This window comes from Pseudomonas sp. DL (assembly GCF_047199225.1).
Lineage (GTDB): Bacteria > Pseudomonadota > Gammaproteobacteria > Pseudomonadales > Pseudomonadaceae > Pseudomonas > Pseudomonas aeruginosa.
Genome location: NZ_CP178323.1, coordinates 115697 through 137905, shown reverse-complemented (window position 1 = coordinate 137905; position 22209 = coordinate 115697). Strand labels below are relative to the sequence as shown.

The window sequence follows — 22209 nt, the reverse complement described above, 5'->3', positions numbered from 1 at the left end:
TCGCCTCCCTTTACTTGCCAATCGGACGTGCAACGCGCCTCGGCGCGTCAGCCATGCAGCTTGCCTTCCCCGGCCACCGCGCTGCGCTTGAGCGGCTCGCCGTCGGCCTTGGCCGGCGCCTCCAGGCGCCCGTCGAGTATGGCCTGCGCGCGCGGCATATCGATGTCGTTTTCCCAGCGGGCGATGGTCACGGTGGCCACGCAGTTGCCGATCAGGTTGGTCAGCGCGCGGCCGATGCCCATGAACCAGTCCACCGAAAGCACCAGCACCAGGCCGGCCACCGGGATCGCCGGCACCGCGGTGAGGGTGGCGGCGAGGATCACCAGGGCCGAGCCGGGAATGCCGTGGGCGCCCTTGGAGGTGACCAGCGAAACCAGCAGGATGGTGATCAGGTCGGTCATCGCCAGCGGCGTGCCGGTGACGTGGGCGATGAACACCACCGCCAGGGTCAGGTAGATCGAGAATCCGTCGAGGTTGAACGAGTAGCCGGTGGGAATCACCAGGCCTACCGTGGAGCTACGGATGCCCATGTGCTCGAGCTTGCGCATCACCTGCGGCAGCACCGCGTCGGAGGAGGCGGTGCCCATCACGATCAGCAGCTCTTCGCGGAAGTAGCGCAGGAACGGCAGCATGCGCACCCCGGAGAGACGCAGGACGCTGCCGAGCACCGCCATGACGAAGACCAGGCAGGTGGCGTAGAACACCAGCACCAGCGCGCCCAGGTGGCTGAGCGAGTCGACGCCGTAGCGGGCGGTGGTGAAGGCCACCGCGCCGAACACGCCGAGCGGTGCCAGGCGCACGATCATGCCCATGATGCGGAACACGATGTGGCTGAATTCGTTGATCAGGCGGGCCACGCCGCTGGCCTGCTCGCCGACCAGGTTCAGGGCGCTGCCGAACAGCACGGAGAACAGCAGGACCTGGAGGATGTCGTTCTCGGCGAAGGCGCTGAACACAGAGGTCGGGATCAGGCCCATGAGGAATGCCACGGGGCCGTGGATCTCCTGGGTGCGCCCGGTATACAGGGCGACGTCGCCGGCGGGCAGTTCGTTGAGATGGATGTTGGCGCCGCTGCCCAGGCCCAGGCTGTAGGCGACCACCAGGCCGAGGACCAGGGCGATGGTGGTGAGGATTTCGAAGTAGATCACCGACTTCAGGCCGATGCGGCCGACCTTCTTCAGGTCACCGGCGCCGGAGATGCCGTTGACCACCACGCAGAAGACGATCAGTGCGATGAGCATCTTGATCAGCTTGATGAAGCCATCGCCCAGCGGCTTCATCTGCACGGCCAGGTCGGGAATGCCGACCCCGCAGATCACGCCTATCACCAGGCCAATCACGACTTGCAGGAATATCGAGCGGGAACAGCGCTTGATGAACATCGCAGGAGTCTCCATTCGGCGCTTCCATCGGGCCTCGCGGAGGCGGGCGATGAACGCATTTTTATTGTGGTATTACCGGTCTGACCAGTTCAGCCTATACGCAAAGAAGTCAGCCTGACAAGCCGCTATCGGCGGGCGCGACGAATGGCCAGGAACCACGGCACGCGCGGGCCGCAGCCGGGACAAGGGCGCTCGGATGGCGCAAGGCGGCGGGCCAGAGCGGCTCGCCGCGGGGAAGGGGAGATCAGCCGGCGAGGGCCTCGGCGACGAAATCGAGGCGATCCTGGCCGAAGAACAACTGGTCGCCGACGAAGAAGCTGGGCGCGCCGAAGACGCCGCGCCGCACCGCCTCTTCGGTGGTCGCCTTGAGCCCCTCCTTGACCTGCTCGTCGCCAACCAGGCGGAGGAACTCATCCGGATCGAACCCAGCCTCCGCCAGCACCTGGGCGACCACCTCGGGCTTGCCGAGGTTCTGCTGTCGTACCCACAACGCTTCGAACACCGCTTTCAGGTAGGGCTGGAACCCTTCGCCGCCGAGATAGCCCTGGGCGCCGCGCATCAGCGTCAGGGTGTTGATCGGGAAGGCCGGGTTGAAGGCCAGCGGCACGCCGTAGCGTTTCGCATAGCGCGCCAGGTCGTGGAGGGTGTAGCGCCCCTTGGCCGGCACCTCGATCGGCGAATGGTTGCCGGTGGCCTTGAACACGCCGCCCAGCAGCATCGGCCGCCAGGCGATGCTCGCGCCATGGGCGGCGGCGATGCGCGGCAGTTGGGTCCAGGCGAGGTAGGTGGTGGGACTGCCGAAGTCGAAGAAGAACTCGATTTGCTTGCTCATGCGTGGCTCTTTCCGTGGCGGGGATCAGAAGGTTTCCATCCAGGGGCGCAGGTCCAGTTCGTGCACCCAGCAGTCGCGCGGCTGGCAGTGGATCTGCCAGTAGGTCTCGGCGATGTGCTCGGGATCGAGGATGCCGTCCTGCTCCTTGCGCTTGTACAGCTCGGGCAGGGTTTCGCGGATGAAGTCGGTGTCGATGGCGCCGTCGATGATCGGGTGGGCGACGTGGATGCCCTTCGGCCCCAGCTCGCGCGCCATGCTCTGGGCCAGGGCACGCAGGGCGAACTTGGCGCCGGAGAACGCGGCGAAATGCGCGCGGCCGCGCAACGAGGCGGTGGCGCCAGTGAAGATGATCGTTCCGCGCTGCCGCGGCAGCATCACCCGCGCCGCCTCGCGGCCGGTGAGGAAGCCGCCGAAGGCGGCCATCTCCCAGACCTTGCGATAGACCCGTTCGGTGGTTTCGGTGATCGGGAACCAGACGTTGGCGCCGACGTTGAAGATCACCGCCTCCAGCGCACCGACCTCACCCTCGATGCGGGCGAAGAGGTCGATCACCTGCTGCTCCTGGCGTGCGTCGCAGCCGCAGGCCAGGGCCTCGCCGCCTTGGTCGCGGATGGCCTGCACCAGCGGCTCCAGCTTCTCCGCGTTGCGCCGGGCGACGCACGCCACGTAGCCCTCGCGGGCGAACCGCCGGGCGATGGCGCCACCGGTGGCGTCGCCGGCGCCCATTACCAGAACCGCTTTGCGCTGGGTCATTGCAGAGGCCTCTCTTGTTAGTTCTTTTTTAGAACCCAATAGAGACGATAGTTAGTTCTTAAAAGGAACTTGTCAACTGGCAAGGGCTCGAGTGATATCCGCGCACCAATTACTCTGCCTGTCCCGGCCTGCCCGGCACGTCCTCTCCCTGAAGAGAGGGGACCGGTCGGCGGAGCCTGGTACGACAGCGTCCTTCCTGCCGTAACGCCATCGGCGTTTATCCGCCGATTCGCGTCGGCGGCCAGGCCTGGAACGCTCAGCCGCGCCGCAGCAGGCGCCCCTTCCAGAACAGCCCCTCGCGTACCGTCACGTCCCGCGCGTGCAGCGGCTCACCGCATTCGGAACAGACCAGCACGCCATGCATGTGCTGGCCGCAATGCTTGTGCACATGCTCCAGCGGCGGCCCCTCGACGCCGGCGAGGTGGCGGTCGCCCCAGTTCACCAGGGAAAGGATGGCCGGGTACAGTTCCATCCCTTTCTCGGTAAGCCGGTATTCCTCGCGCAGCGGCCTTTCCTGGTAGGGCACCTTGGCCAGTATCTCCGCTTCGACAAGGCGCTTGAGGCGGTCGGCGAGGACGTGACGGGTCACGCCGAGGCTGCGCTCGAAGTCGTCGAAACGGCGCACGCCGAGAAAGCAGTCGCGCAATACCAGCAGGGTCCAGCGATCGCCGAGGATCGCCAGCACCCGCGCCAGCGAACAGGGTTGTTCGCTCAGTTCTTCCCAACGCATGAGACACCTCCAGCCGTTCGGCAAAGGATAGTCGCGTGGGTTCTGAAACGAAACCGACCGGCCACGCCTTTCCAGCGGCCCGCCGCCCATGGCATAACCGCGTTCCTGTCTCCTGTCCCGGAATCCCGACCATGTCGCTCGACTGGACCTGCAAGCACCACGCCGACCTCACCCTGAAGGAACTCTACGCGCTGCTGCAATTGCGCACCGAGGTCTTCGTGGTGGAACAGAAATGCCCCTACCAGGAAGTCGACGGCTTCGACCTGGTCGGCGATACCCATCACCTGATGGCCTGGCGCGACGGCCAGTTGCTCGCCTACCTGCGCCTGCTGGACCCGGTTCGCCACGAGGGCCAGGTGGTGATCGGCCGGGTGGTCAGTTCCTCGGCCGCGCGCGGCCAGGGGCTCGGTCACCAGTTGATGGAACGCGCGCTGCAGGCGGCGGAGCGCCTCTGGCTGGACACCCCGGTGTACCTCTCGGCCCAGGCCCACCTGCAGGCCTACTACGGCCGCTATGGCTTCGTCGCGGTCACCGAGGTCTACCTGGAAGACGACATCCCGCACATCGGCATGCGCCGGGCCTGAGGCCCGGAACGCCGCGGACGGTGGGGGAAGGAAAGGGAATCAGGCCTGCGGCTTGAGCACGCCGGGCAGTTGGGCTTCCAGCTTGGCGTTGTTCAGCGGCGCGCGGATGAAGCCGTGCTGCTCGCCGTCCGGACCGATGATCACCAGGTTGCCGCTGTGGTCGACGGTGTAGTTGGGCTTGCTGGTGTCGGCGGGGATGTAGGGGATGCTCATGGCGTTGGCCAGCTTCTGGATGTTCTCCGGAGTACCGGTGAGCCCCTGGAAGCCGGCGTTGAAGTAGCCCAGGTATTGCTTGATCTGCTGCGGCGTGTCGCGGTTCGGATCGACGCTGACGAATACCACCTGCAGGTCGTCGCGCACCTCCTGCGGCAGCTTGCCCTGCAATTCGCGGAGCTGGGCGAGGGTGGTCGGGCAGACATCGGGGCAGAAGGTGTAGCCGAAGAACAGCAGGTGCCAGCGACCCTTGAGACTGGCGGTGCTGACCGCCTGGCCGTCCTGGTTGGTGAACTCCAGCGCCGGCACCTTGCGCGTCTGCGGCAGGATCACGATGCCGGCGTCGAGCAGCACGGTGGGATCGGCCTGGCGCTGGGCGGTGAGCACCTTGTGCACGGTGAGGCCGAGGACCAGGGCGACCAGGGCGACGAGGACGAGGACGGTCTTGTTGACTCGAGTCATGGGTGGGCAAGGCTCTAGAGTGGGATCAGAGAAGCAGCTTCAGCGGCAGATAGTGGTCCACCAGCAGCGCCATGAACAGCAGGAACAGGTAGACGATAGAGTACTTGAAGGTCTTTATCGCCGCATGTGGCCGGCTGTCACAGTAGAGCGCCCAGGCCCAGTCGAGGAAGCGCGCGCCCAGGGCCAGGGCGCAGAGCAGGTAGACCAGCCCGCTCATGTGGATGACGAACGGCATCAGGCTCACCGCGAACAGCACCAGGGTATAGAGCAGGATGTGCAGCTTGGTGTAGCGCTCGCCGTGGGTCACCGGCAGCATCGGGATATCGGCCTTGGCGTATTCGTCCTTGCGGTGGATGCATAGCGCCCAGAAGTGCGGTGGGGTCCAGGCGAAGATGATCAATACCAGCAACAGCGGCTCGGCGCTCAGGTGGCCGGTGATGGCGACCCAGCCGAGCAGCGGCGGCGCCGCCCCGGCGAGCCCGCCGATGACGATGTTCTGCGGCGTGGCGCGCTTCAGGAAGCCGGTGTAGAGCGCCGCGTAGCCGAGCAGCGAGGCGAGGGTCAGCCAGGCCGTCAGCGGGTTGGTGAAGGCCAGCAGCACGGCCATCCCGGCCAGCGCCAGGAGCAGCGCGAAGCCCAGCGCCATGCTCGGCGACACCCGGCCCTCGGCCAGCGGCCGCTTGTGGGTCCGCGCCATGATCGAGTCGATGCGCCGGTCCACCACATGGTTGACCGCCGCCGCCGCGCCGGCACAAAGGCCGATGCCGAGGTTGCCGAAGATCAGCACCTGCCAGGGCACGAAGCCATCCAGCGGCGCCTTGGTGGCGAGCAGCATGCCGATCAGCGAGGTGATCAGCATCAGCACCACGACCTTGGGCTTGGTCAGTTCGAGGAAGTCGCGCCAGGTCGGCTGGCTGTGGCGATCGATGACGGTGGCCATATCCTTACCTCCATCCTTCTGTCTGTCAGGCGGCCTTCAGCCGCGAACCTTGCGCCGGCGGCAGCGTGCGGCGCACGCGCTGCGGCGACGGTGCCGGCGCGCGGACGCTGGCCGGCGCGCGCAGGCGATAGTTGACCAGCACCAGGCTGAGCAGCAGCAGGGCGCCACCGCCGTTGTGCGCCACCGCCACCGGCAGCGGCAGGTGCAGCAGCACGTTGCTGATGCCCAGGCCGATCTGCAGCGACAGGCCGAGCAGCATCAGCGCGGTCGGCCAGACCAGGCCGCTGCGCTGCAGGCGCCAGGCGAGCAGCAGGAGGACCAGGGTCACGCACAGCGCTCCGATCCGGTGGGTCATGTGGATCGCCGTGCGCGCGTCGCTGTCGAGCTGGCCGCCGAGGTAGTTGGGGCCGATGTGCTGGGTCAGGTGGAAGCCGTTGGCGAAGTCCATCCGCGGCCACCACTCGCCATGGCAGGTGGGCAGGTCGATGCAGGCCACCGCCGCATAGTTGCTGCTGACCCAGCCGCCGAGGGCGATCTGGCCGATCACCAGGAGCAGGGCCAGCCCCGCCAGTCCGCGGGTCGCCGCCGGGTAGCGCCGCGCCGCGAAGCGTCCGGAGAGGCGCAGGGCGAGGAGAAAGAGCAGCGCCAGGGTGGTGAAGCCGCCGAGCAGATGGGCGGTGACCACCTGCGGCCAGAGCTTGAGGGTCACCGTCCACATGCCGAAGGCGGCCTGCGCGATCACCACCGCGAGCAGCAGCAGCGGCAGCTTCAGCGGTTGGCCGTCGCGCCCGCGGCGGACCAGCGCATGCAACGCCAGGCCAAGGATGAGCAGGCCGAGGGCGCCGGCGAAATAGCGGTGGATCATCTCGTTCCAGCCCTTCTGTGCCTCCACCGGGGCGTCGGGGAAGTGCAGTTCGGCGTGGGCCAGTTGCGCCTCGCTCAGCGGCACGTGGACGAAGCCGTAGCAGCCTGGCCAGTCCGGACAGCCGAGGCCGGCGTGGGTCAGCCGGGTATAGGCGCCGAGCAGGACCACCACGGCGGCCAGCAGGGTCGCCAGCACGGCGACGGTGAAACCGGGTTTGCGGGTTGCGCCTGTCATTCGCGGGCCCCTTTTTCTTGTCGTTCTGTCCTCATCGGGCCGGGAACCGCGCCGGCCACGCCGATCAACCGATATGCGAGAGCTTGAGCAGCAGTTGCACGTCCTTCAGCAGCTTCTTGCCGTTGGCCTTGGCGTCGTAGCGCAGCACCAGGTTGCCGTGCGGGTCGACCACCCACAGCAGCGGCCGCTCACCGCCGCCGGCCTTGTCGTACAGGGCCGGGTCCAGGCCGTAGCGCTGCAGGCGCGGGTAGTCCTGCCTCACCAGGTTGGCGAAGTCCGCCGGCAGCTCGCCACTGGCGGCCAGGGCGTGGCCGGCGCGCGAGGCTTCGCGGCCGAGGGCGATGTTGACCTGGCGGGCCAGGTAGACCAGTTGCTGGCAGTCCTCGCCGCAAGTACCCGGCGCGGTCACCAGCAGTTGCCACTGCTCGCCCTGGCTGCGTCCCTGCACGCCGAGGTCGGCGGGGGTCTGGCCGTTGCCGATCAGCGCGCCGCTGTAGCTGCGCCCCTGCGGAACCCAGAAACTCCATTTGTACATGGCGCTGGCGAGCAGCATCGGCCCCACCACCAGGCCGATGATCGCCAGCAGTTGCAGGCGGCCACGGGCGCGGCGCGGACGTTCAGGCATCGGAATCGCGAGACTCATGGTTTTTCTCCCGTGCGCGGCGCACACCGAGGTAGAGGTAGAGGGCGAGCAGGGCCGTCGCCAGGGCGAACCACTGCACGGCGTAGCCGGTGTGCCGCTCCGGCGGCATCGAGACCAGGGGCCAATCGGTGTCGAAGCTGGCGTCGCCCGCTTCCAGGCGGATTTCCCAGGGCAGCCCGGCGCGACCGAAGGCCTGCCACAGCGCCGGGATGTCGAGCTGGGTCACCAGGCGCGGCCAGCCGCCGGCCGGCGCGTCGGCCAGGTGCAGGCCGCCGGGTGGCGGCAGGTAGGTCCAGGCGTCGAGCAGGAGGACGCGGTCGGGGGTTTCCAGCGTCGGCGGCGAGCGTCGGTCAGTCCATGCGACCCAGCCGCGGTTGACCAGCAGCCAAAGGCCGCTGGCCTGGTCGTAGAAGGGTTGCAGCACCTCGACCCCGGCCTGTCCGTTGCGCAGCCGGTTATCCAGCAGCAGCGTATGCCGCTCGTCGAAGCGGCCGTGCAGGCGCACGCGGACGTACGCCGGGTCGCGCAGTCCCTCTAGCTGCCCGGGCGACACCGGCTCGGCGCCGCGCCGGGCCTCGTAGCTGGCCAGCAGGGCGCGCTTCTCGTCGGCCCGCTGCAACTGCCAGGTGCCCAGCCAGAGCAGTACCGGCAGCAGGCCGAGGACCACCAGGGTCGGCAGCAGGCCGGGGCGGAACGCGCCACGCATGCTGCGTCTGTCATTGCGTCCGGCCTCCCCGAGGCGCTGGCTATACTGCATGAATCCCCCCATCGCCGGAGTCCCACCATGTTGAAAGTGGCGATCGTCCTGCTACTGCTGGCTACCCTGGTGAGCCTGTTCAGCGGCCTGTTCTTCCTGGTCAAGGACCAGGGCCATGGTTCCCGCGTGGTCAATTCGCTGACCGTCCGCGTGGTGCTCGCCGCGGCGACCCTGGCGCTGGTCGCCTGGGGCTTCTACAGCGGCGAGCTGAACAGCCACGCGCCCTGGCATTTCTGATTCCCCCGGTGGCGGTCAGATCACGTAGACGAAGATGAACAGGCCGATCCAGACCACGTCGACGAAGTGCCAGTACCAACTGGCGGCCTCGAAGCCGAAGTGGTGCTCGGCATCGAAGTGACCGCGCAGGATGCGGATCAGCATGATGCCGAGGATCAGCGCGCCGAGGGTCACGTGGGCGCCGTGGAAGCCGGTGAGCATGAAGAAGGTCGAGCCGTAGATGCCGGCGCCGAGGGTCAGGCCCAGCTCGTTGTAGGCGTGCACGTACTCCTCGGCCTGCAGGATCAGGAAGGCGATCCCCAGCAGCACGGTCAGCGCCAGCCAGGCCTTGAGCGGGCCGCGCTTGTTCTTCTTCAGGGCGTGGTGGGCGAAGGTCACGGTGAAGCTGGAGGTGACCAGCAGGATGGTGTTGATCAGCGGCAGCTTCCACGGCTCGATCACCGCGCTCGGCGGCGGGAACAGCTTCGGGTCCGGGGTCTGCAGCAGCGGCCAGCTGTACTGGAAGTTCGGCCAGAGCATGTGCGCCACGCCCTTGGCACCCTCGCCGCCGAGCCAGGGACCGGCGAAGTGGCGGACGTAGAACAGCGCGCCGAAGAAGGCGGCGAAGAACATCACCTCGGAGAAGATGAACCAGCTCATGCCCCAGCGGAACGAGCGGTCCATCTGCGCGCTGTAGAGTCCGGCGCGGCTCTCGCGGATGACGTTGCCGAACCAGCCGAACAGCATGTAGGCGATGATCAGCCCGCCGACGAAGAAGATCCACGGGCCATGGGATTCCTTGTGGCCGGCGGTGAGGTCGTTGAACCAGGTACCCAGGCCGAACACCGTCACCAGCAGGCCGACGCTGGCGATGATCGGCCACTTGCTCTGGGCGGGGACGTAATAGTGTTCGTGGCTTGCCATGTTGTTCTCCTTATCGCCCCGCAACCGGTACGGGCGGCTTCCGCGCAGTGATATCGAAGAGGGTGTAGGCCAGCGTCACGTGCCGCACATCCTTGGGCAGATCGCGGTCGACGATGAAGCGCACCGGCATCTCGATGCTCTCGCCGGGTTGCAGCACCTGCTGGGTGAAACAGAAGCATTCGGTCTTGTGGAAGTAGGCGGCGGCCTCGGCCGGGGCGATGCTCGGGATGGCCTGCGCAGTCATCGGCTTGTCGCTCGGGTTGCGCGCGTAGAACACCATCTGGTTCACCGCGCCGGGATGCACCACCAACTGGTCGCCGGCGGAGCGGAACTCCCAGACCATGTCGATATTGTTCGAGGTCATGAACTGCACCTTCACCTCGCGCCCGACATCCACCTGCTGTTCGCCGCTGTAGGCGCTGCCGGCGGTCTTGCCGTTGATCCCCAGGGCGCGGCACATCACGTCATAGAGCGGCACCAGGGCGAAGCCGAAGGCGAACATCAGCACGGTCACCAGCAGCAGGCGGCCGACCAGGCGGCGGGTATCGACCTTGGCATCGCTCATGACGCGCTCCTCACTTGACCTCGGGCGGGGTGCTGAAGGTGTGGTAGGGCGCCGGCGAGGGGATGCTCCACTCCAGGCCCTCGGCGCCGTCCCAGGGCTTGGCAGGGGCCGGCTTGCCGCCGCGGATGCACTTGATGACGATGAACAGGAACAGCAGCTGGGTGGTGCCGAACATGAAGGCGCCGATCGACGAAACCATGTTGAAGTCGGCGAACTGCAGGTTGTAGTCGGGGATCCGTCGCGGCATGCCGGCGAGGCCGACGAAGTGCATCGGGAAGAACGCCAGGTTCATGCCGATGAAGCTCATCCAGAAGTGCAGCTTGCCGAGGGTCTCGTCGTACATGTGGCCGGTCCACTTCGGCAGCCAGTAGTAAGCCGAGGCGAAGATGCCGAAGATCGCGCCGGGCACCAGCACGTAGTGGAAGTGGGCGACCACGAAGTAGGTGTCGTGGTACTGGAAGTCCGCCGGGGCGATCGCCAGCATCAGTCCGGAGAAGCCGCCGATGGTGAACAGGATGACGAAGGCCACGGCGAACAGCATCGGCGTCTCGAAGGTCAGCGAACCCTCCCACATGGTGGTCACCCAGTTGAACACCTTCACCCCGGTGGGCACCGCGATCAGCATGGTGGCGTACATGAAGAACAGCTCGCCGGTGACCGGGATGCCGACCACGAACATGTGGTGCGCCCAGACCACGAAGGAGAGGAAAGCGATGCTGGCGGTGGCGTAGACCATCGAGGTGTAGCCGAACAGCGGCTTGCGCGCGAAGGTCGGGATGATCGCACTGACCGCACCGAAGGCGGGCAGGATCATGATGTACACCTCGGGGTGGCCGAAGAACCAGAACACGTGCTGGAACAGCACCGGGTCGCCGCCGCCGGCGGCGCTGAAGAAGCTGGTGCCGAAGTGGATGTCCATCAGCATCATGGTCACCACGCCGGCCAGCACAGGCATCACCGCGATCAGCAGGAACGCGGTGATCAGCCAGGTCCAGACGAACAGCGGCATCTTCATCAGGGTCATGCCCGGGGCGCGCAGGTTGAGGATGGTGGCGATCACGTTGATCGCGCCCATGATCGAGCTGATCCCGGCCAGGTGGATGGCGAAGATGAAGAAGGTCACGCTGTGCGGGGCGAAGGTGGTCGACAGCGGCGCATAGAAGGTCCAGCCGAAGTTGGGGCCGCCGCCGGGCATGAACAGGGTGCTGACCAGCAGGCCGAAGGCCGCCGGCAGCAGCCAGAAGCTGAAGTTGTTCATCCGCGGCAGGGCCATGTCCGGCGCGCCGATCATCAGCGGGATCATCCAGTTGGCCAGGCCGACGAAGGCCGGCATCACCGCGCCGAAGACCATGATCAGGCCGTGCATGGTGGTCATCTGGTTGAAGAACGCCGGCTCGACGATCTGCAGGCCGGGCTGGAACAGCTCGGCGCGGATCACCATGGCCATCGAGCCGCCGAGCAGGAACATCATGAAGCTGAACCACAGGTAGAGGGTGCCGATGTCCTTGTGGTTGGTCGTCAGCACCCAGCGCATCAGGCCCTTGGCCGGTCCGTGGTGGTGGTCGCCGGCATGGTGGTCGGGCGTATCGATCACAGCACTCATGGCGGTCTCCTATTGTTGTTTCTGCTTGTAGGCGACGACGTCTTTCGGGGTGACCATGTCGCCATCGTCGTTGCCCCAGGCGTTGCGCTCGTAGGTGATCACCGCGGCCAGGTCGACCTCGTTGAGCTGCTTGCCGAAGGCCGCCATGGCGGTGCCGGGCACGCCGTTGAAGACCACTTCCAGGTGGTGCTCCTTGGGCCCGGTGACGATCTTCGAACCCTTCAGCGCCGGGAACATCGGCGGCATGCCCTGGCCTTCGGCCTGGTGGCAGGCGGCGCAGATGGTGTGGTAGACCTTGTCGCCGCGCGCAACCAACTCTTCCTTGGTCCACTCCTTGCTGGTCAGTTCCTTGACCTTCGCCGCCTCTTCCTTGCGCTTGGCCAGCCACTGGTCGAACTCGGCCTTGGGCTTGACGTCGACCACGATCGGCATGAAGCCGTGGTCCTTGCCGCACAGCTCGGCGCACTGGCCGCGATAGATGCCGGGCTCGTCGACCTTGGTCCAGGCCTCGTTGACGAAGCCGGGGATGGCGTCGCGCTTGACCGCGAAGGCCGGCACCCACCAGGAATGGATCACGTCGCTGGAGGTGATCAGGAAGCGCACCTTGGTGCCCACCGGCAGCACCAGCGGCTCGTCCACCTCCAGCAGGTAATGCTCGTCCTTCGCCTGCCGGTTGTGGATCTGGTCCTGCGGGGTGGCCAGGTTGCTGAAGTACTCGACGTCCTGGCCCAGGTACTTGTACTGCCACTTCCACTGGTAGCCGGTGACCTGCACGTCCAGCTCCGGCTCGGAAGTGTCGTAGATGTGGATCAGGGTGCGGGTGGCGGGCACCGCCATCACCACCAGGATCACGAACGGCACCACCGTCCAGAGGATTTCCACCGTGGTGCTCTCGTGGAAGTGCGCCGGCTGCTGGCCGGTGGAGCGGCGGTGGACGATCATCGACCAGAACATCGCGCCGAAGACCAGCACGCCGATCACCACGCAGATCCAGAAGATGGTCATGTGCAGGTCGAAGACGGACCGGCTCACCTCGGTAGCGCCCGGGGCCATGTTGACCGTCCAGGCGGCATTCGCCTGGCTGATCGCCGAGAGCAAAAGGAAGCCCATCCAGACTCGTGGATGTCGCAGCATTCGGGTTCCCCTTATCGTTGTTTTTATCCCGCCGGCAGACGCCAACGGCCAAGGGGTGGACCGCCAAGACAACGAACTTTGACCGTCGCACCTCGGCACACAGCAAGGCAGGCCGGGTTCATCAGGTTCAGCATTCGAGTGGGAGTATAGACAGCGGCTGCGACATAACAACGCAGCGTAAAAACGTCGCTGGAAAGTGCCGTTTCTTCTCTAAAAGCCGCGAGCGGCGTGGCTTTGCAGGCGAATGGTGGCCGCCTGATATATCATCCTCGCATAACCACGAAGCGATTATGACAATCGCGTCTTAGCCGGCGCGCGCCGCCGGCTATGTTTCTCCTCTTCTTCACCATCCCCGTTGTATGGGAGACCCCATGAACACCGCTGCCCTCCGTGAACTCATCCAGCAGGCGCACCTCAGCGAAGCCCGCCACGGTCACCTGGCTGATCTGATAGCCAGCCGCCTGCCCCGCCTGCATCGCACCATCCAGCCGCAAGGCGAGAACACGGAAGACATACTCACCCGCTTCGTCCACGCCTACGTCGAACAGGTACCGGACCTGCTCGACGCCGCCAACAGCGTGGCCCGCGAAGCCGGCATCGAGGAACGGATCAAGCCGGTGCTGAAGGTCGCCGAGCAGTTCTTCCTCACCCCGCCGGCGTTGCTCGCCGGCCACGACGGCCTCGACGCCCTGCTCGACGAAGCCTACCTGGCGCACCGCCTGGTGGAAGAAGTGAACGACCGCTACATCGCCCACTTCGGCCAGGCACTGATCCCACTGGACACCACCGTAGCCAACCTGGTGGCCCACCAGTTGATCGGCGAGCCCTTCGCCAACCGGCTGGACGAAGCCGTCCACCATGCGGTGGAGAACATGCTCGACGCCACCACCTTCGACGCCGACTCGGCCCGCGCCTACCGCGAGAACCTGAAGAACCCGCGGGTGGTCGCCGCCTGGCAGCAGTGGCCGTGCCTGTCGAAGCAGCTCGGGGTGGAACTCAGCCTGGGCTGACCGCCCCGCCATTGCGCGCGCCGCCCAACCCGACGCTGCCGCGCAGGCGCCCTTCCAGGCGACGCTTCAAGGCGCGCGGTTCGATCACCAGGCGCGAGCCCTGCACCGGTGCCATCCGCCCCCAATCCTCGAGCAGCTCCATGCAGGCATGGTCGACATAGCTGAGGTTATCCATCGGTACGTGCAGGGTGGTCCCCGGCTTGACCTCGTCGAGCACCCGCGACAGCGCCGGCACCTTGAGGAAAGTCGCGGCGCCGCTCAGGCGCAGCTCGGCTTCATGCTCGCCGGTGTAGCGCAGGGCGATCTTCAGCCGCGCCGCCTTCAGCACCAGCTTCAGCAGGGTCAGGGCGAAGCCCACCAGCACGCCGGTCAGCAGGTCGGTGAAGACGATGGCCAGGGCGGTGGCCGCGTACACCAGCATCGGCATCCGGCCGTAGCGAGAGAGGTTGCCGAGGGCCTTGAAATCGACCAGCTTGACCCCGGTATAGACCAGCACCCCGGCCAGGCTCGCCACCGGAATCTGCCGCAGCAGGCTGCCGAGCAGGAGGACGAAGGCGAGCAACCAGAGGCCGTGGAAGATCGCCGAGGCGCGGGTTCGCGCACCGGCATTGACGTTGGCCGAGCTGCGTACGATCACCCCGGTCATCGGCAGCGCGCCGAGCAGGCCGCAGAGCATGTTGCCGACACCCTGGGCGGACAACTCGCGATCCATGTCCGAGCGCGGGCCGTCGTGCAGGCGATCCACCGCCGCCGCCGAGAGCAGGGTCTCCGCACTGGCGATGAAGGCCACCACCACCGCCGCCAGCAGCAGGGAGGGATCGGCCAGGGCCAGCAGGTCGGCCGGGCGTAGCCAGTCGATGGCCTCGCCGAGGTTGGCCGGTACCTCGACCCGCCGCACGTCCAGCGCCAGCCAGAGGCTGGCCAGGGTCGCCAGGCTCACGCCGAGCAGCGCGCCGGGTAGGAAGCGCAGGCGTTGCGGACGCAGCTTGTCCCAGCCCCACATCACCGCGATGGTGCCCAGCCCGAGCAGCGCCGCGTCGAGGCCGCTGTCCATGCCCAGCGAACCGAGCGCGGCGAACGCCGCCCGGGGGAATGCCAGCAGGTTGTCGAGGCCGGACGCCTTGGGCGCCAGGTCGAGCATCACGTGCAATTGCGAAAGGACGATGAGGATGCCGATGCCGGCGAGCATCCCGTATACCACCGCCGGCGAGGTGACCCGGAACCAGCAGCCCAGGCGCAGCCGCCCGGCGAGCAGCTGGATGGCGCCGGCGAGCAGCAGGATCGGCCCGAGCATGGCCACCCCGTAGGTACGCACCAGTTCGAAGACCAGCACCGCGAGGCCGGCCGCCGGGCCGCTGACCTGTAGCGGCGAGCCGGCCAGGAAGCCGACCACCAGGCCACCGACGATGCCGGTGAGCAGGCCCTTGGCCGGCGGCATCCCGGAGGCGATGGCGATGCCCATGCACAGCGGCAGGGCGACGAGGAACACCACCACGGAGGCCATCAGGTCCCGCGGCAACGTGTCCCGGAGGGACGGAAACACCTTTGAAACATGCATGGCACAGTTCTCCTGCGAATTTTTTCCACGACGAGGGAGCGACGCCAGGACCAGGCCCGGCGCCGGTTGTGTGTGCGCAGTGTGTTTTTTCTCGTAATAGCGACCCGTTCAGCCCCGGAACGGGGCTTCCCAGAGGTCGTCCATGGCAGGAACGGCGAAAGGTGACGCGAAAACGCTGTTGTTATCCGGCGGCCCGCACGGCCGCCGATATCACGAGTTCAGGTAGCGCGGCGCGGGCGTGGCCATCGGCACCGGATGCTCGCCGTCGAGGGGCAGGAAGCGACCCTGCTTGGCGTCGTAGGCGCGGATCTGCGCACTCTCGATGTCGTACACCCAGCCGTGGATGAACAGTTGCCCGCTGGCCAGGCGCGAGGCCACCGAGGGGTGGGTGCGCAGGTGATCGAGCTGGGCCACCACGTTCTCTTCGGTGAGCACCCCGAGGGTGTCGTGGCTGGCGCCGCAGTCGCAGTTGTCCGCCACCACCGTGCGTGCCACCTCGGCGTGCCGCAGCCAGGCCTTGACCGTCGGCATGCGTTCCAGGGTCTGCGGGTCGAGCACGGCGCGCATCGCCCCGCAGTCGGAGTGGCCGCAGACGATGATGTGGTGCACGCCCAGCGCCAGCACAGCGTATTCGATGGCGGTGGAGACGCCACCGTTCATCTGCCCGTAGGGCGGCACCACGTTGCCGACGTTGCGGGTGACGAACAGGTCGCCGGGGGAACTCTGGGTGATCAGCTCGGGAACGATGCGCGAATCCGCGCAGGTGATGAACATCGCCCGCGGCCGCTGGCTATTGGCGAGCTTCTTGAACAGCGCCTGCTGCTCGGGAAAGACCTCCCGGCGGAAATGCTGGAATCCATCGACAATCCTTTTCAATGCATCGTCAGCGCTTTCCTGCTCTGGAGAATCGGACTTAACGCCCCGCATACGGTCTGGCATGGTTCGGAACCTCGATGAGTGGATCGATTGAATTTTCCCACGTCTGCCGACGCTTTCCCCATAGGAAAAAGGCACAACAAACGCAGAGCGACCTACGTGACCGATCGGTCACCTCTGGTGCTCAACGCTAATGCCCGAAGCTTAACCATAAATTAAAAAATCCCTCTATCTCGCACGTTGTCAGCTTTTTTCACGATATTTCCAGAGGATGTCGACAGGCTATCATGGCAAACGAGTGGCATTTCCATTCGCCCCGCATAAGTGGTGAAAGGTTTCAGTCAACCGGTTGGCTACGTGCAGGGAAATTCGTCGAATGGGAAAACCCGGCGCACCGCGCCAGCGGCCATGACCTGGCCGCCCGGTGCCAGCCAGCTATCAGAACAGGTCCAGTTGGCGGCGCACCGGCGCACCGGTGGGGAACAGCGGCAGGTTCGGCACGAAGCGCGCCAGCAGGCACGCCGCAGCCATTCGCTGGCGTTGCTGGCCGTCGCGCAGGACCTGGCGGCAGTGCGCCTCGCCCAGAGGTTCGCCGAGCAGGTAGGCGCGCCCGGCGACGAAGCGCGCGCCGTGGTCCCGCCACCAGGCGGTAACCCGTGCCGCGTCCGGCCAGGTGAGGTTCTCATCGTCGTCGAGGGCGACGTCTTCGTCGTCGGGATCGTCGTTGGGGCCAGGGTCGTAGTCGGGCAAGGCCTCCAGCTCCAGGTCGAGCAGCGCCAGGTCGGCGCCGGTGATCAGGCTGAAGGCCTCGCCGGCGACCCGCGCCAGACTCTCGTCGCGCATCTGCTGGATCAGCCAGGGCACCGCCACCGGATCGCCGAACAGGCCGGTGGCCTGGATGCCGATCCGCCGCGTGTCCGCCGCCTGCATCAGTTGGCGAATCCAGGCCATGCTGGTGTCGCGCGGCTGCCAGGCGAGCAGCACCCTGGTCGCCGGCAGCTGGAACGGGCCGGGCTGCCCGGCGAACGCACGCAATGGCCCCAACGCCTCCTCGTCGCCCATCTGCGCGGTGGCCCAGTTGGCCCAGAAGCGCAGGCTCGGGTCATCGTGGGCGCGATAGGCGCGAATATTCGCCATCAGGTCGCGCCGACGCAGCTCGCCGGCGGTGCGCGCGGCGCGCGCCAGCACCGCCGGGTCGGCGTGGCCAAGGGCGGACAGCAGCGCCGGCCCCGGGTCATGCCGGTGCATGCCGCAGGCGGCCAGGCCAATGGCGCGGAACAGCGGCTCGGGCGAGGCCAGCAGGCGCTCCACCCAGGGCCGCGCCTGGTCCCAGTCGAGCCAGCCGAGGGCTGCGGCGAAACCGCGCCGGGCTTCCGGAGACGCCGCAAGACAGGCGCGCATCCGTCCGATCAACGCATCGTCTCCTGCCTGCATGGCCAGCACCGCGAGGGCGAACGCCTCGCCCTGGGCGTGCGCGTCGAGTTGCTCGAGCAGGGCGTCATGGCCGGCCTGGCCGGCGATCGCCAAGCCGTCCAGGTGCGCCTCGATGCGCTGATCGAGCTCGGCGAGCTCCTCCAGGTCGTAATGGGGCGCACGCACGGCGTAGTCGCGGAGCAGGGCAAGGAAGGCGGCTTCCTCGGCGTGCTGGTCGACGATCGCTGCGATGCTCAATCTATGCGCGTCCATTGCTGGCCGTCGAAGCTGAAGATGTCTTTCGCGGCGATGCTCCACAACACGCCGTCGGCAGCGCTAAGGTGGAAGCAGCGTTGGGGTTGCTCATCACCGAAGTCCACCTCCTTGAGATGGCCACCGACCAGCGTATAGACCGCCGTTGCGCTCGACACGTAGAGTGCGCCGTCGAACCACGCGAGGCTCCACAAGTCTTCATCGACATCGTCCTGGGCGATGATCTCCCAGTGGTCGTTGCGTCCACGCAGCAGCGTTCCCGCCTGTCCACAGGCGTAAACCGAGCCATCTTCCGCGCAGCAGATCGCCGTCAGGATCAAGTTCGTCGGGCTCTCCCGGGGCTGCCAGCGCTTGCCGTCGTACTGCCAGATCTCCCCGTCCCAGCCGACGGCATAGATTTCCCTGGCACCGAAGCCGCCGATGGCCTCGAATCCGACCACCGCTTCGCTGCCTGCCGGAGGCCGAGCGCCGCTGTCGATGGCACGCCAGTCGTTCTCGTCGAAGCGCCGGTAGACCTGTCGATCCATCCCGCAGGCATAGGCCACCCCGTCGATACAGGCAACGCCGCGCATATTGCCCCGGCCACCGATGGCATCGTCGCCGTCGGGCAACTGCTCTTCATGGATGTCGCCGGAGCCCATGCAGAATACCTGGCCCCGAGCGCCCAGAAACAATGCTTGTTCCACCGGCTCGTGCACTACCGTGGCCGACACGATCTCCCAGGGCAGCATGTCGTCATCCTCGCCAGCAACACACCAGGTTCCGCAGTCCCACTCCGTGACATAGCTGTGCGCTATGTTCTGCTCCTGGATCTCGTCGGATACCGAGGCCACGTACGCCAGGTCCTGATAGCGGACGACGCCGGTGATGTTCGAGAAAATCGGCGAGAGTTTCTTCAACATTTCAATCTCCTGTAACGGTCACTAGCGGACTCGACTCCTCGTGGCGCCAAGACGCGCATTGCGGGTCTTTATCGCCTGCGTCGCAGCCGTGACGTCGGTCTGGCCGGTTTCAACGGCCTTGATGGGTGTTCTGGCGTTGATTCCGCACTGCTTGTGATAGTTGTCGAGCTGAGCGGACAGACATTCCTTCGAGCATTTCGACTGCGGAAAGACCTTGCCCATGGCAGCCATGGATTGACGTTTCGCCGTTCCGTAGGTGGTCTTCTTCGCGGAGATGGAGCTGCCATTGGACAATTGCAGGGTTCCACTGCGCGACTTCGCGGCAGCGGCGCTCTGGAACGTGTGCATGAGGCCGTGGGTACCCACGTTCTGATTGACGCCCTCCGCGCAGACGCAAGGAGCCTTGTTCTCCGAATAGTTGGATATCCCCTTGAGGGGTACCGAGCCTTTTCCACCACGTCCCTTGTCGTGCAAGGCGCTGGCCTCGATCAGGTGGTGAGCGGTCTGCTGCGGGCAGCAACTGTTCGGCTTGTACGGTTGCAGGGCACACCGGCGCGCGGTCAGGCATTTTCGGGCAGCGACCTTGTCTGCCAGTCGGTCAGCTTCGTTGCTGGTCTTCTTGCCGGAAGGCTTGCCCGCGCCAAGGCCAGCGCAGGCATCCTTGCTGCCATGCGGCTTGAAGTCAGCGCAATCCTTCTTCTCCTTCTTCACTTCATTGCTGCACGGTCCACCACCAGCATCGACGGTGGCCTGGTCGAGGTAGGGCCAGACCGGCGTATTGCCAGGAAAGGACGCGTGGTTGTGGGTGGTCAGGTCGAGGTGGCGAACCACGTTCTTGCTTTCGAACTTGACGTTCATCGACCAGGAGGTGAAGTACACCTTGCCCTTGATCTTGCTGGTGACGATGCCCTTCTTCGGCGCCCGCCCCGGCTCGTCGCCGTAGCTGGTCTTGTAGTAGCTCTTGTTCTTCAGCATCACCTCCTTGCGGGTGATGCGAATGGTCCGGGTGCCTTTGGTGGTGTCCTTGGACAGGCCGGTATTGGGGTAGGGGATCGGTACCCCCAACGGCGTCGGCGGCGCCTGCGGCGGGGTGAAGCAGACATCCGGGAAGGCCGCGATGGACTTGCCGCTCGCCGCCTTGCAGGAGATCTCCATGTTGTTGGCGTACACCTCGTTGGCCATCAGGCAGCCCTCACCCGTCGATAGCTGAGCAGCGCGGCGGCGCGTTCGCCGGCGTCGTTGCCCAGGTGGCAGAACACGTTCGGCCCGTCGCCGTAGCCCTTGCGCGAAGCGGCCAGGGCCACGGCGAGCAACGCCGGACCGATGGCGGCGCCGCATTCGCCGATGCAGTCGGCGGGGTGCCAGAGGTCGAACTTCGGCTTGAGCACGCGCAGGTTGCGACTCAGGGTCAGCGAGGCCTCCTTGAAGTAGTACTGCTCGCCGGAAATGTCGGTGAGCCGGTAGTCCATCTGCTCCAGGCCGCAGCCAGCCTCGGCGAGGGCGGCGCGCACGGCCTGGCTCAGGCCGTCGGCGCGCAGCGGCAGGTCCTCGCTCTCCACCGTGGCCTTCTCGATGCCGAAGCCGAGGCCGATGCAGAGCAGCTGCGGCGCCTCCTCGTGGAGCGGCGCGGCGACCAGCACGGCGGCGGCGCCCTCGCCGGGAATGAAGCCGTTGGAGTTCTGGCTGGTCAGCAGCCGCTCGCGGGCCTCGTAGGCGGCCAGGGTCGGGCCGCTGACGAAGGAGTCGACGCCGGCCACCAGGACCTGCCGGCAGCCGCCCTGGATCAGCTTGCGCGCGTTGAGCAGGGCCACCGCGCCACCGACCCGGCCACGGGCGATGAGTGCCGAGGAGGGATGGAAGCGTCGTCCCAGCTCGCCTTCCAGGTCACGCAGGAAAGACTCGTCGAGCCCCGCGCAGCGTCCGGGACGGTCGCCCTCGGCGACGCAGAGCAGCAGCGGCAGCTCCGTGCAATCGAGATCGGGCTGGCCGCGCAAGGCCTCGTCGATGGCTCGCGCAGCCATCTTCAGCAGCTTGGCGCGGCCGCGCCAGGGCTGCTCCAGCGGCACGCTGGCGGCAAGCAACCATTCGCCGCCCTGGTCGATGAAACGGGTTTCCTGGAAGTTGTCCAGGGCGCAGCGGATCGCCGCGCAGCTGGCCGGCGCGCTGAGACCGACCGCGCTGACCATGCCGGAGGCGACGATGCTCAGGGCCTGGCTCATGCCTCGTCCTCCTCGGCCTGGCGGCTGCGTGCCAACGCGGCAAGCGAGGGGTAGTAGTCCTTGCCCAGCTCGCGGGCGCGCCACCAGGCGGCGGACTTGCTGCCGACCAGCACCTGGGCGATCTCGAACAGGTTGCGCTTCAACGGCCGGCGAATGCGCCAGGTGACTTCCACGCGACGGGCGTCGCAGTCCACCAGCAGGGTATCGATCCGTGCCTGCGCGGTTTCGTGGCCACCCTTTTTCAGGAAGAAGGTCACCGGGACCTCCCTGCGCGGCACGCGGAAGGCCGCGCGCTCCTCGCCGGTGAGGTTGAGCAGCAGGACCTCCTCGCCGCCGCGCAGATGGTCGGTCCACTGGTCGGCCGGCGCGGACTGGAAGTAGCGCTCGTCGAAGTCGGCGGGCAGGAACGGGAAGCGCTCGGCCAGCCAGGCGTCGTCGTAGCGGCCGGCGAAGCCGACCCGGGCCTGCCAGTGGCGGCCGAGCGGGCCGAGCGCCATCGGCGTGAAGCGGCCGTGGGGGCTGTCCACCGGCTCGCCGAGCTTTTCCGTGGCCGGCATCGGCGTGCCGACGATCTCGGCGGTGTCGGCGCTGCGCGGAAACCAGCCACATCCGGCCGGATTGGCCATGTAGCAATCCATGAAACCGGGGTTGTCCGGCGAGGCATGGCTGCCGCCGAAGGCACTGGCGTAGGAAATGTCCTGGCTCTGGAACGGCTGCGCGACGCCCGCGCCGGCACCGAGCAATCCCGGTTCCCACTGGCGCGGCCCATGCACCGTCAGCGCCTTGCTCACCCGGCCGACGCGGATGCCCGCGGTCAACTGCTGTACCGGCCGCCCGCCGGGCGCCTGGGCGCTGCCCAGCACCAGCACATCGCAGAACGGCTTGAAGGGAACGAACTCGCACTCCCGGCGCGGCGCGGAAAACCCCGGCTCGCCATAGAATTCATCGACCATCAGCAGCGTCTGCTGCTCGTCCAGCAGGCGCGCCTCGCGACCGTCCAGCGGCAGGTCGAAACTGCCCTTGGCGATCACCACCAGCGACTCCCGGCCTTCGGCGTCGAGCCCCTGGTTGTAGGCGGCGGCCAGCGGGGTGGCGTTCAACAGTTCCATGTCGGGCCCGCC

The 22209-nt window shown here is 66.8% G+C and carries 23 protein-coding genes; 3 read left to right on the top strand and 20 right to left on the bottom strand.

Features of this window, described 5'->3' with window-relative positions; genetic code table 11:
• Nucleotides 1-47: 47 nt before the first annotated feature.
• The 4 genes from ACI766_RS00620 to ACI766_RS00605 form a co-directional block, all read right to left on the bottom strand.
• The gene (locus ACI766_RS00620) at nucleotides 48-1397 is read right to left on the bottom strand and encodes a C4-dicarboxylate transporter DctA (RefSeq protein ID WP_003142411.1); all 1350 of its coding nucleotides are present in this window, start codon (nucleotides 1395-1397) and stop codon (nucleotides 48-50) included.
• Nucleotides 1398-1626: 229 nt separating this feature from the next.
• Nucleotides 1627-2214, bottom strand: a complete 588-nt coding sequence (locus ACI766_RS00615) for a 2-hydroxychromene-2-carboxylate isomerase (RefSeq protein WP_003119512.1) — start codon at nucleotides 2212-2214, stop codon at nucleotides 1627-1629.
• A 24-nt stretch (nucleotides 2215-2238) separates the two neighbouring features.
• Nucleotides 2239-2967, bottom strand: coding sequence for an SDR family oxidoreductase (locus ACI766_RS00610; RefSeq protein ID WP_003083755.1), 729 nt, complete (start codon nucleotides 2965-2967; stop codon nucleotides 2239-2241).
• Between the two features lie 256 nt (nucleotides 2968-3223).
• Nucleotides 3224-3697, bottom strand: coding sequence for a winged helix-turn-helix transcriptional regulator (locus ACI766_RS00605; protein ID WP_003083753.1), 474 nt, complete (start codon nucleotides 3695-3697; stop codon nucleotides 3224-3226).
• Nucleotides 3698-3828: 131 nt separating this feature from the next.
• Here ACI766_RS00605 and ACI766_RS00600 point away from each other — a divergent pair, with 131 nt between their 5' ends.
• On the top strand, nucleotides 3829-4281 hold the full coding sequence (locus tag ACI766_RS00600; RefSeq protein ID WP_412828488.1) for a GNAT family N-acetyltransferase: 453 nt from the start codon (nucleotides 3829-3831) through the stop codon (nucleotides 4279-4281).
• Nucleotides 4282-4320: 39 nt separating this feature from the next.
• Here ACI766_RS00600 and senC read toward each other — a convergent pair whose 3' ends face one another.
• The 5 genes from senC to ACI766_RS00575 all read right to left on the bottom strand — a co-directional run bounded on the left by senC (nucleotide 4321) and on the right by ACI766_RS00575 (nucleotide 8407).
• Complete coding sequence (gene senC / locus ACI766_RS00595) at nucleotides 4321-4956, bottom strand: cytochrome c oxidase copper chaperone SenC (protein ID WP_003083748.1); 636 nt, start codon at nucleotides 4954-4956, stop codon at nucleotides 4321-4323.
• Nucleotides 4957-4981: 25 nt separating this feature from the next.
• The gene (gene cyoE / locus ACI766_RS00590; protein ID WP_003083746.1) at nucleotides 4982-5896 is read right to left on the bottom strand and encodes a heme o synthase; all 915 of its coding nucleotides are present in this window, start codon (nucleotides 5894-5896) and stop codon (nucleotides 4982-4984) included.
• Nucleotides 5897-5921: 25 nt separating this feature from the next.
• A complete protein-coding gene (locus tag ACI766_RS00585) occupies nucleotides 5922-6995 on the bottom strand; it encodes a COX15/CtaA family protein (protein ID WP_003117203.1) in 1074 nt (357 codons plus the stop codon).
• A gap of 64 nt (nucleotides 6996-7059) precedes the next feature.
• Nucleotides 7060-7638, bottom strand: coding sequence for a hypothetical protein (locus ACI766_RS00580; protein ID WP_034014516.1), 579 nt, complete (start codon nucleotides 7636-7638; stop codon nucleotides 7060-7062).
• Complete coding sequence (locus ACI766_RS00575; RefSeq protein ID WP_019371305.1) at nucleotides 7613-8407, bottom strand: SURF1 family protein; 795 nt, start codon at nucleotides 8405-8407, stop codon at nucleotides 7613-7615. The genes ACI766_RS00580 and ACI766_RS00575 overlap by 26 nt, the downstream gene beginning before the upstream one ends.
• A 15-nt stretch (nucleotides 8408-8422) precedes the next feature.
• Here ACI766_RS00575 and ACI766_RS00570 point away from each other — a divergent pair, with 15 nt between their 5' ends.
• Nucleotides 8423-8632, top strand: coding sequence for a twin transmembrane helix small protein (locus tag ACI766_RS00570; protein WP_003110653.1), 210 nt, complete (start codon nucleotides 8423-8425; stop codon nucleotides 8630-8632).
• A 15-nt stretch (nucleotides 8633-8647) separates the two neighbouring features.
• Here ACI766_RS00570 and ACI766_RS00565 read toward each other — a convergent pair whose 3' ends face one another.
• The 4 genes from ACI766_RS00565 to coxB are packed head-to-tail and all read right to left on the bottom strand — an operon-like array spanning nucleotide 8648 to nucleotide 12837.
• The gene (locus tag ACI766_RS00565) at nucleotides 8648-9535 is read right to left on the bottom strand and encodes a cytochrome c oxidase subunit 3 (RefSeq protein ID WP_003101204.1); all 888 of its coding nucleotides are present in this window, start codon (nucleotides 9533-9535) and stop codon (nucleotides 8648-8650) included.
• A gap of 10 nt (nucleotides 9536-9545) precedes the next feature.
• Nucleotides 9546-10100 carry a cytochrome c oxidase assembly protein gene (locus ACI766_RS00560; protein WP_003083725.1) on the bottom strand — a complete coding sequence of 185 codons (555 nt, stop codon included), beginning with the start codon at nucleotides 10098-10100 and terminating at the stop codon, nucleotides 9546-9548.
• A 10-nt stretch (nucleotides 10101-10110) separates the two neighbouring features.
• Nucleotides 10111-11703 carry a cytochrome c oxidase subunit I gene (ctaD, locus tag ACI766_RS00555; RefSeq protein ID WP_003083723.1) on the bottom strand — a complete coding sequence of 531 codons (1593 nt, stop codon included), beginning with the start codon at nucleotides 11701-11703 and terminating at the stop codon, nucleotides 10111-10113.
• A gap of 9 nt (nucleotides 11704-11712) precedes the next feature.
• Nucleotides 11713-12837, bottom strand: a complete 1125-nt coding sequence (gene coxB / locus ACI766_RS00550; RefSeq protein ID WP_003101203.1) for a cytochrome c oxidase subunit II — start codon at nucleotides 12835-12837, stop codon at nucleotides 11713-11715.
• 371 nt (nucleotides 12838-13208) lie between these two features.
• Between coxB and ACI766_RS00545 the strand changes: the two genes are divergently transcribed.
• Nucleotides 13209-13847 carry a hypothetical protein gene (locus ACI766_RS00545; protein ID WP_003083705.1) on the top strand — a complete coding sequence of 213 codons (639 nt, stop codon included), beginning with the start codon at nucleotides 13209-13211 and terminating at the stop codon, nucleotides 13845-13847.
• Here ACI766_RS00545 and ACI766_RS00540 read toward each other — a convergent pair.
• The 7 genes from ACI766_RS00540 to ACI766_RS00510 all read right to left on the bottom strand — a co-directional run bounded on the left by ACI766_RS00540 (nucleotide 13834) and on the right by ACI766_RS00510 (nucleotide 22197).
• Nucleotides 13834-15405 (bottom strand): SulP family inorganic anion transporter, encoded by a 1572-nt coding sequence (locus ACI766_RS00540; protein ID WP_003118132.1) that lies wholly within the window; start codon nucleotides 15403-15405, stop codon nucleotides 13834-13836. The genes ACI766_RS00545 and ACI766_RS00540 overlap by 14 nt on opposite strands.
• Nucleotides 15406-15615: 210 nt before the next feature.
• The gene (locus ACI766_RS00535; protein ID WP_003083701.1) at nucleotides 15616-16344 is read right to left on the bottom strand and encodes a carbonic anhydrase; all 729 of its coding nucleotides are present in this window, start codon (nucleotides 16342-16344) and stop codon (nucleotides 15616-15618) included.
• 375 nt (nucleotides 16345-16719) lie between these two features.
• On the bottom strand, nucleotides 16720-17967 hold the full coding sequence (locus ACI766_RS00530; RefSeq protein WP_020750511.1) for a TIGR02270 family protein: 1248 nt from the start codon (nucleotides 17965-17967) through the stop codon (nucleotides 16720-16722).
• A complete protein-coding gene (tsi7, locus tag ACI766_RS00525; protein ID WP_003083699.1) occupies nucleotides 17949-18869 on the bottom strand; it encodes a type IV secretion system immunity protein Tsi7 in 921 nt (306 codons plus the stop codon). Before tsi7 ends, ACI766_RS00530 begins: the two co-directional genes overlap by 19 nt.
• A 21-nt stretch (nucleotides 18870-18890) precedes the next feature.
• A complete protein-coding gene (gene tse7 / locus ACI766_RS00520) occupies nucleotides 18891-20051 on the bottom strand; it encodes a type VI secretion system effector Dnase Tse7 (protein ID WP_003083698.1) in 1161 nt (386 codons plus the stop codon).
• Nucleotides 20051-21088: a 3-oxoacyl-ACP synthase gene (locus ACI766_RS00515; protein WP_003118130.1), complete on the bottom strand. Its 1038-nt coding sequence runs from the start codon at nucleotides 21086-21088 to the stop codon at nucleotides 20051-20053. The genes tse7 and ACI766_RS00515 overlap by 1 nt, the downstream gene beginning before the upstream one ends.
• Entirely contained in the window at nucleotides 21085-22197 is a 1113-nt protein-coding gene (locus ACI766_RS00510) for a DUF2169 domain-containing protein (RefSeq protein ID WP_003101197.1), read from the bottom strand. The genes ACI766_RS00515 and ACI766_RS00510 overlap by 4 nt, the downstream gene beginning before the upstream one ends.
• Nucleotides 22198-22209: the final 12 nt, after the last annotated feature.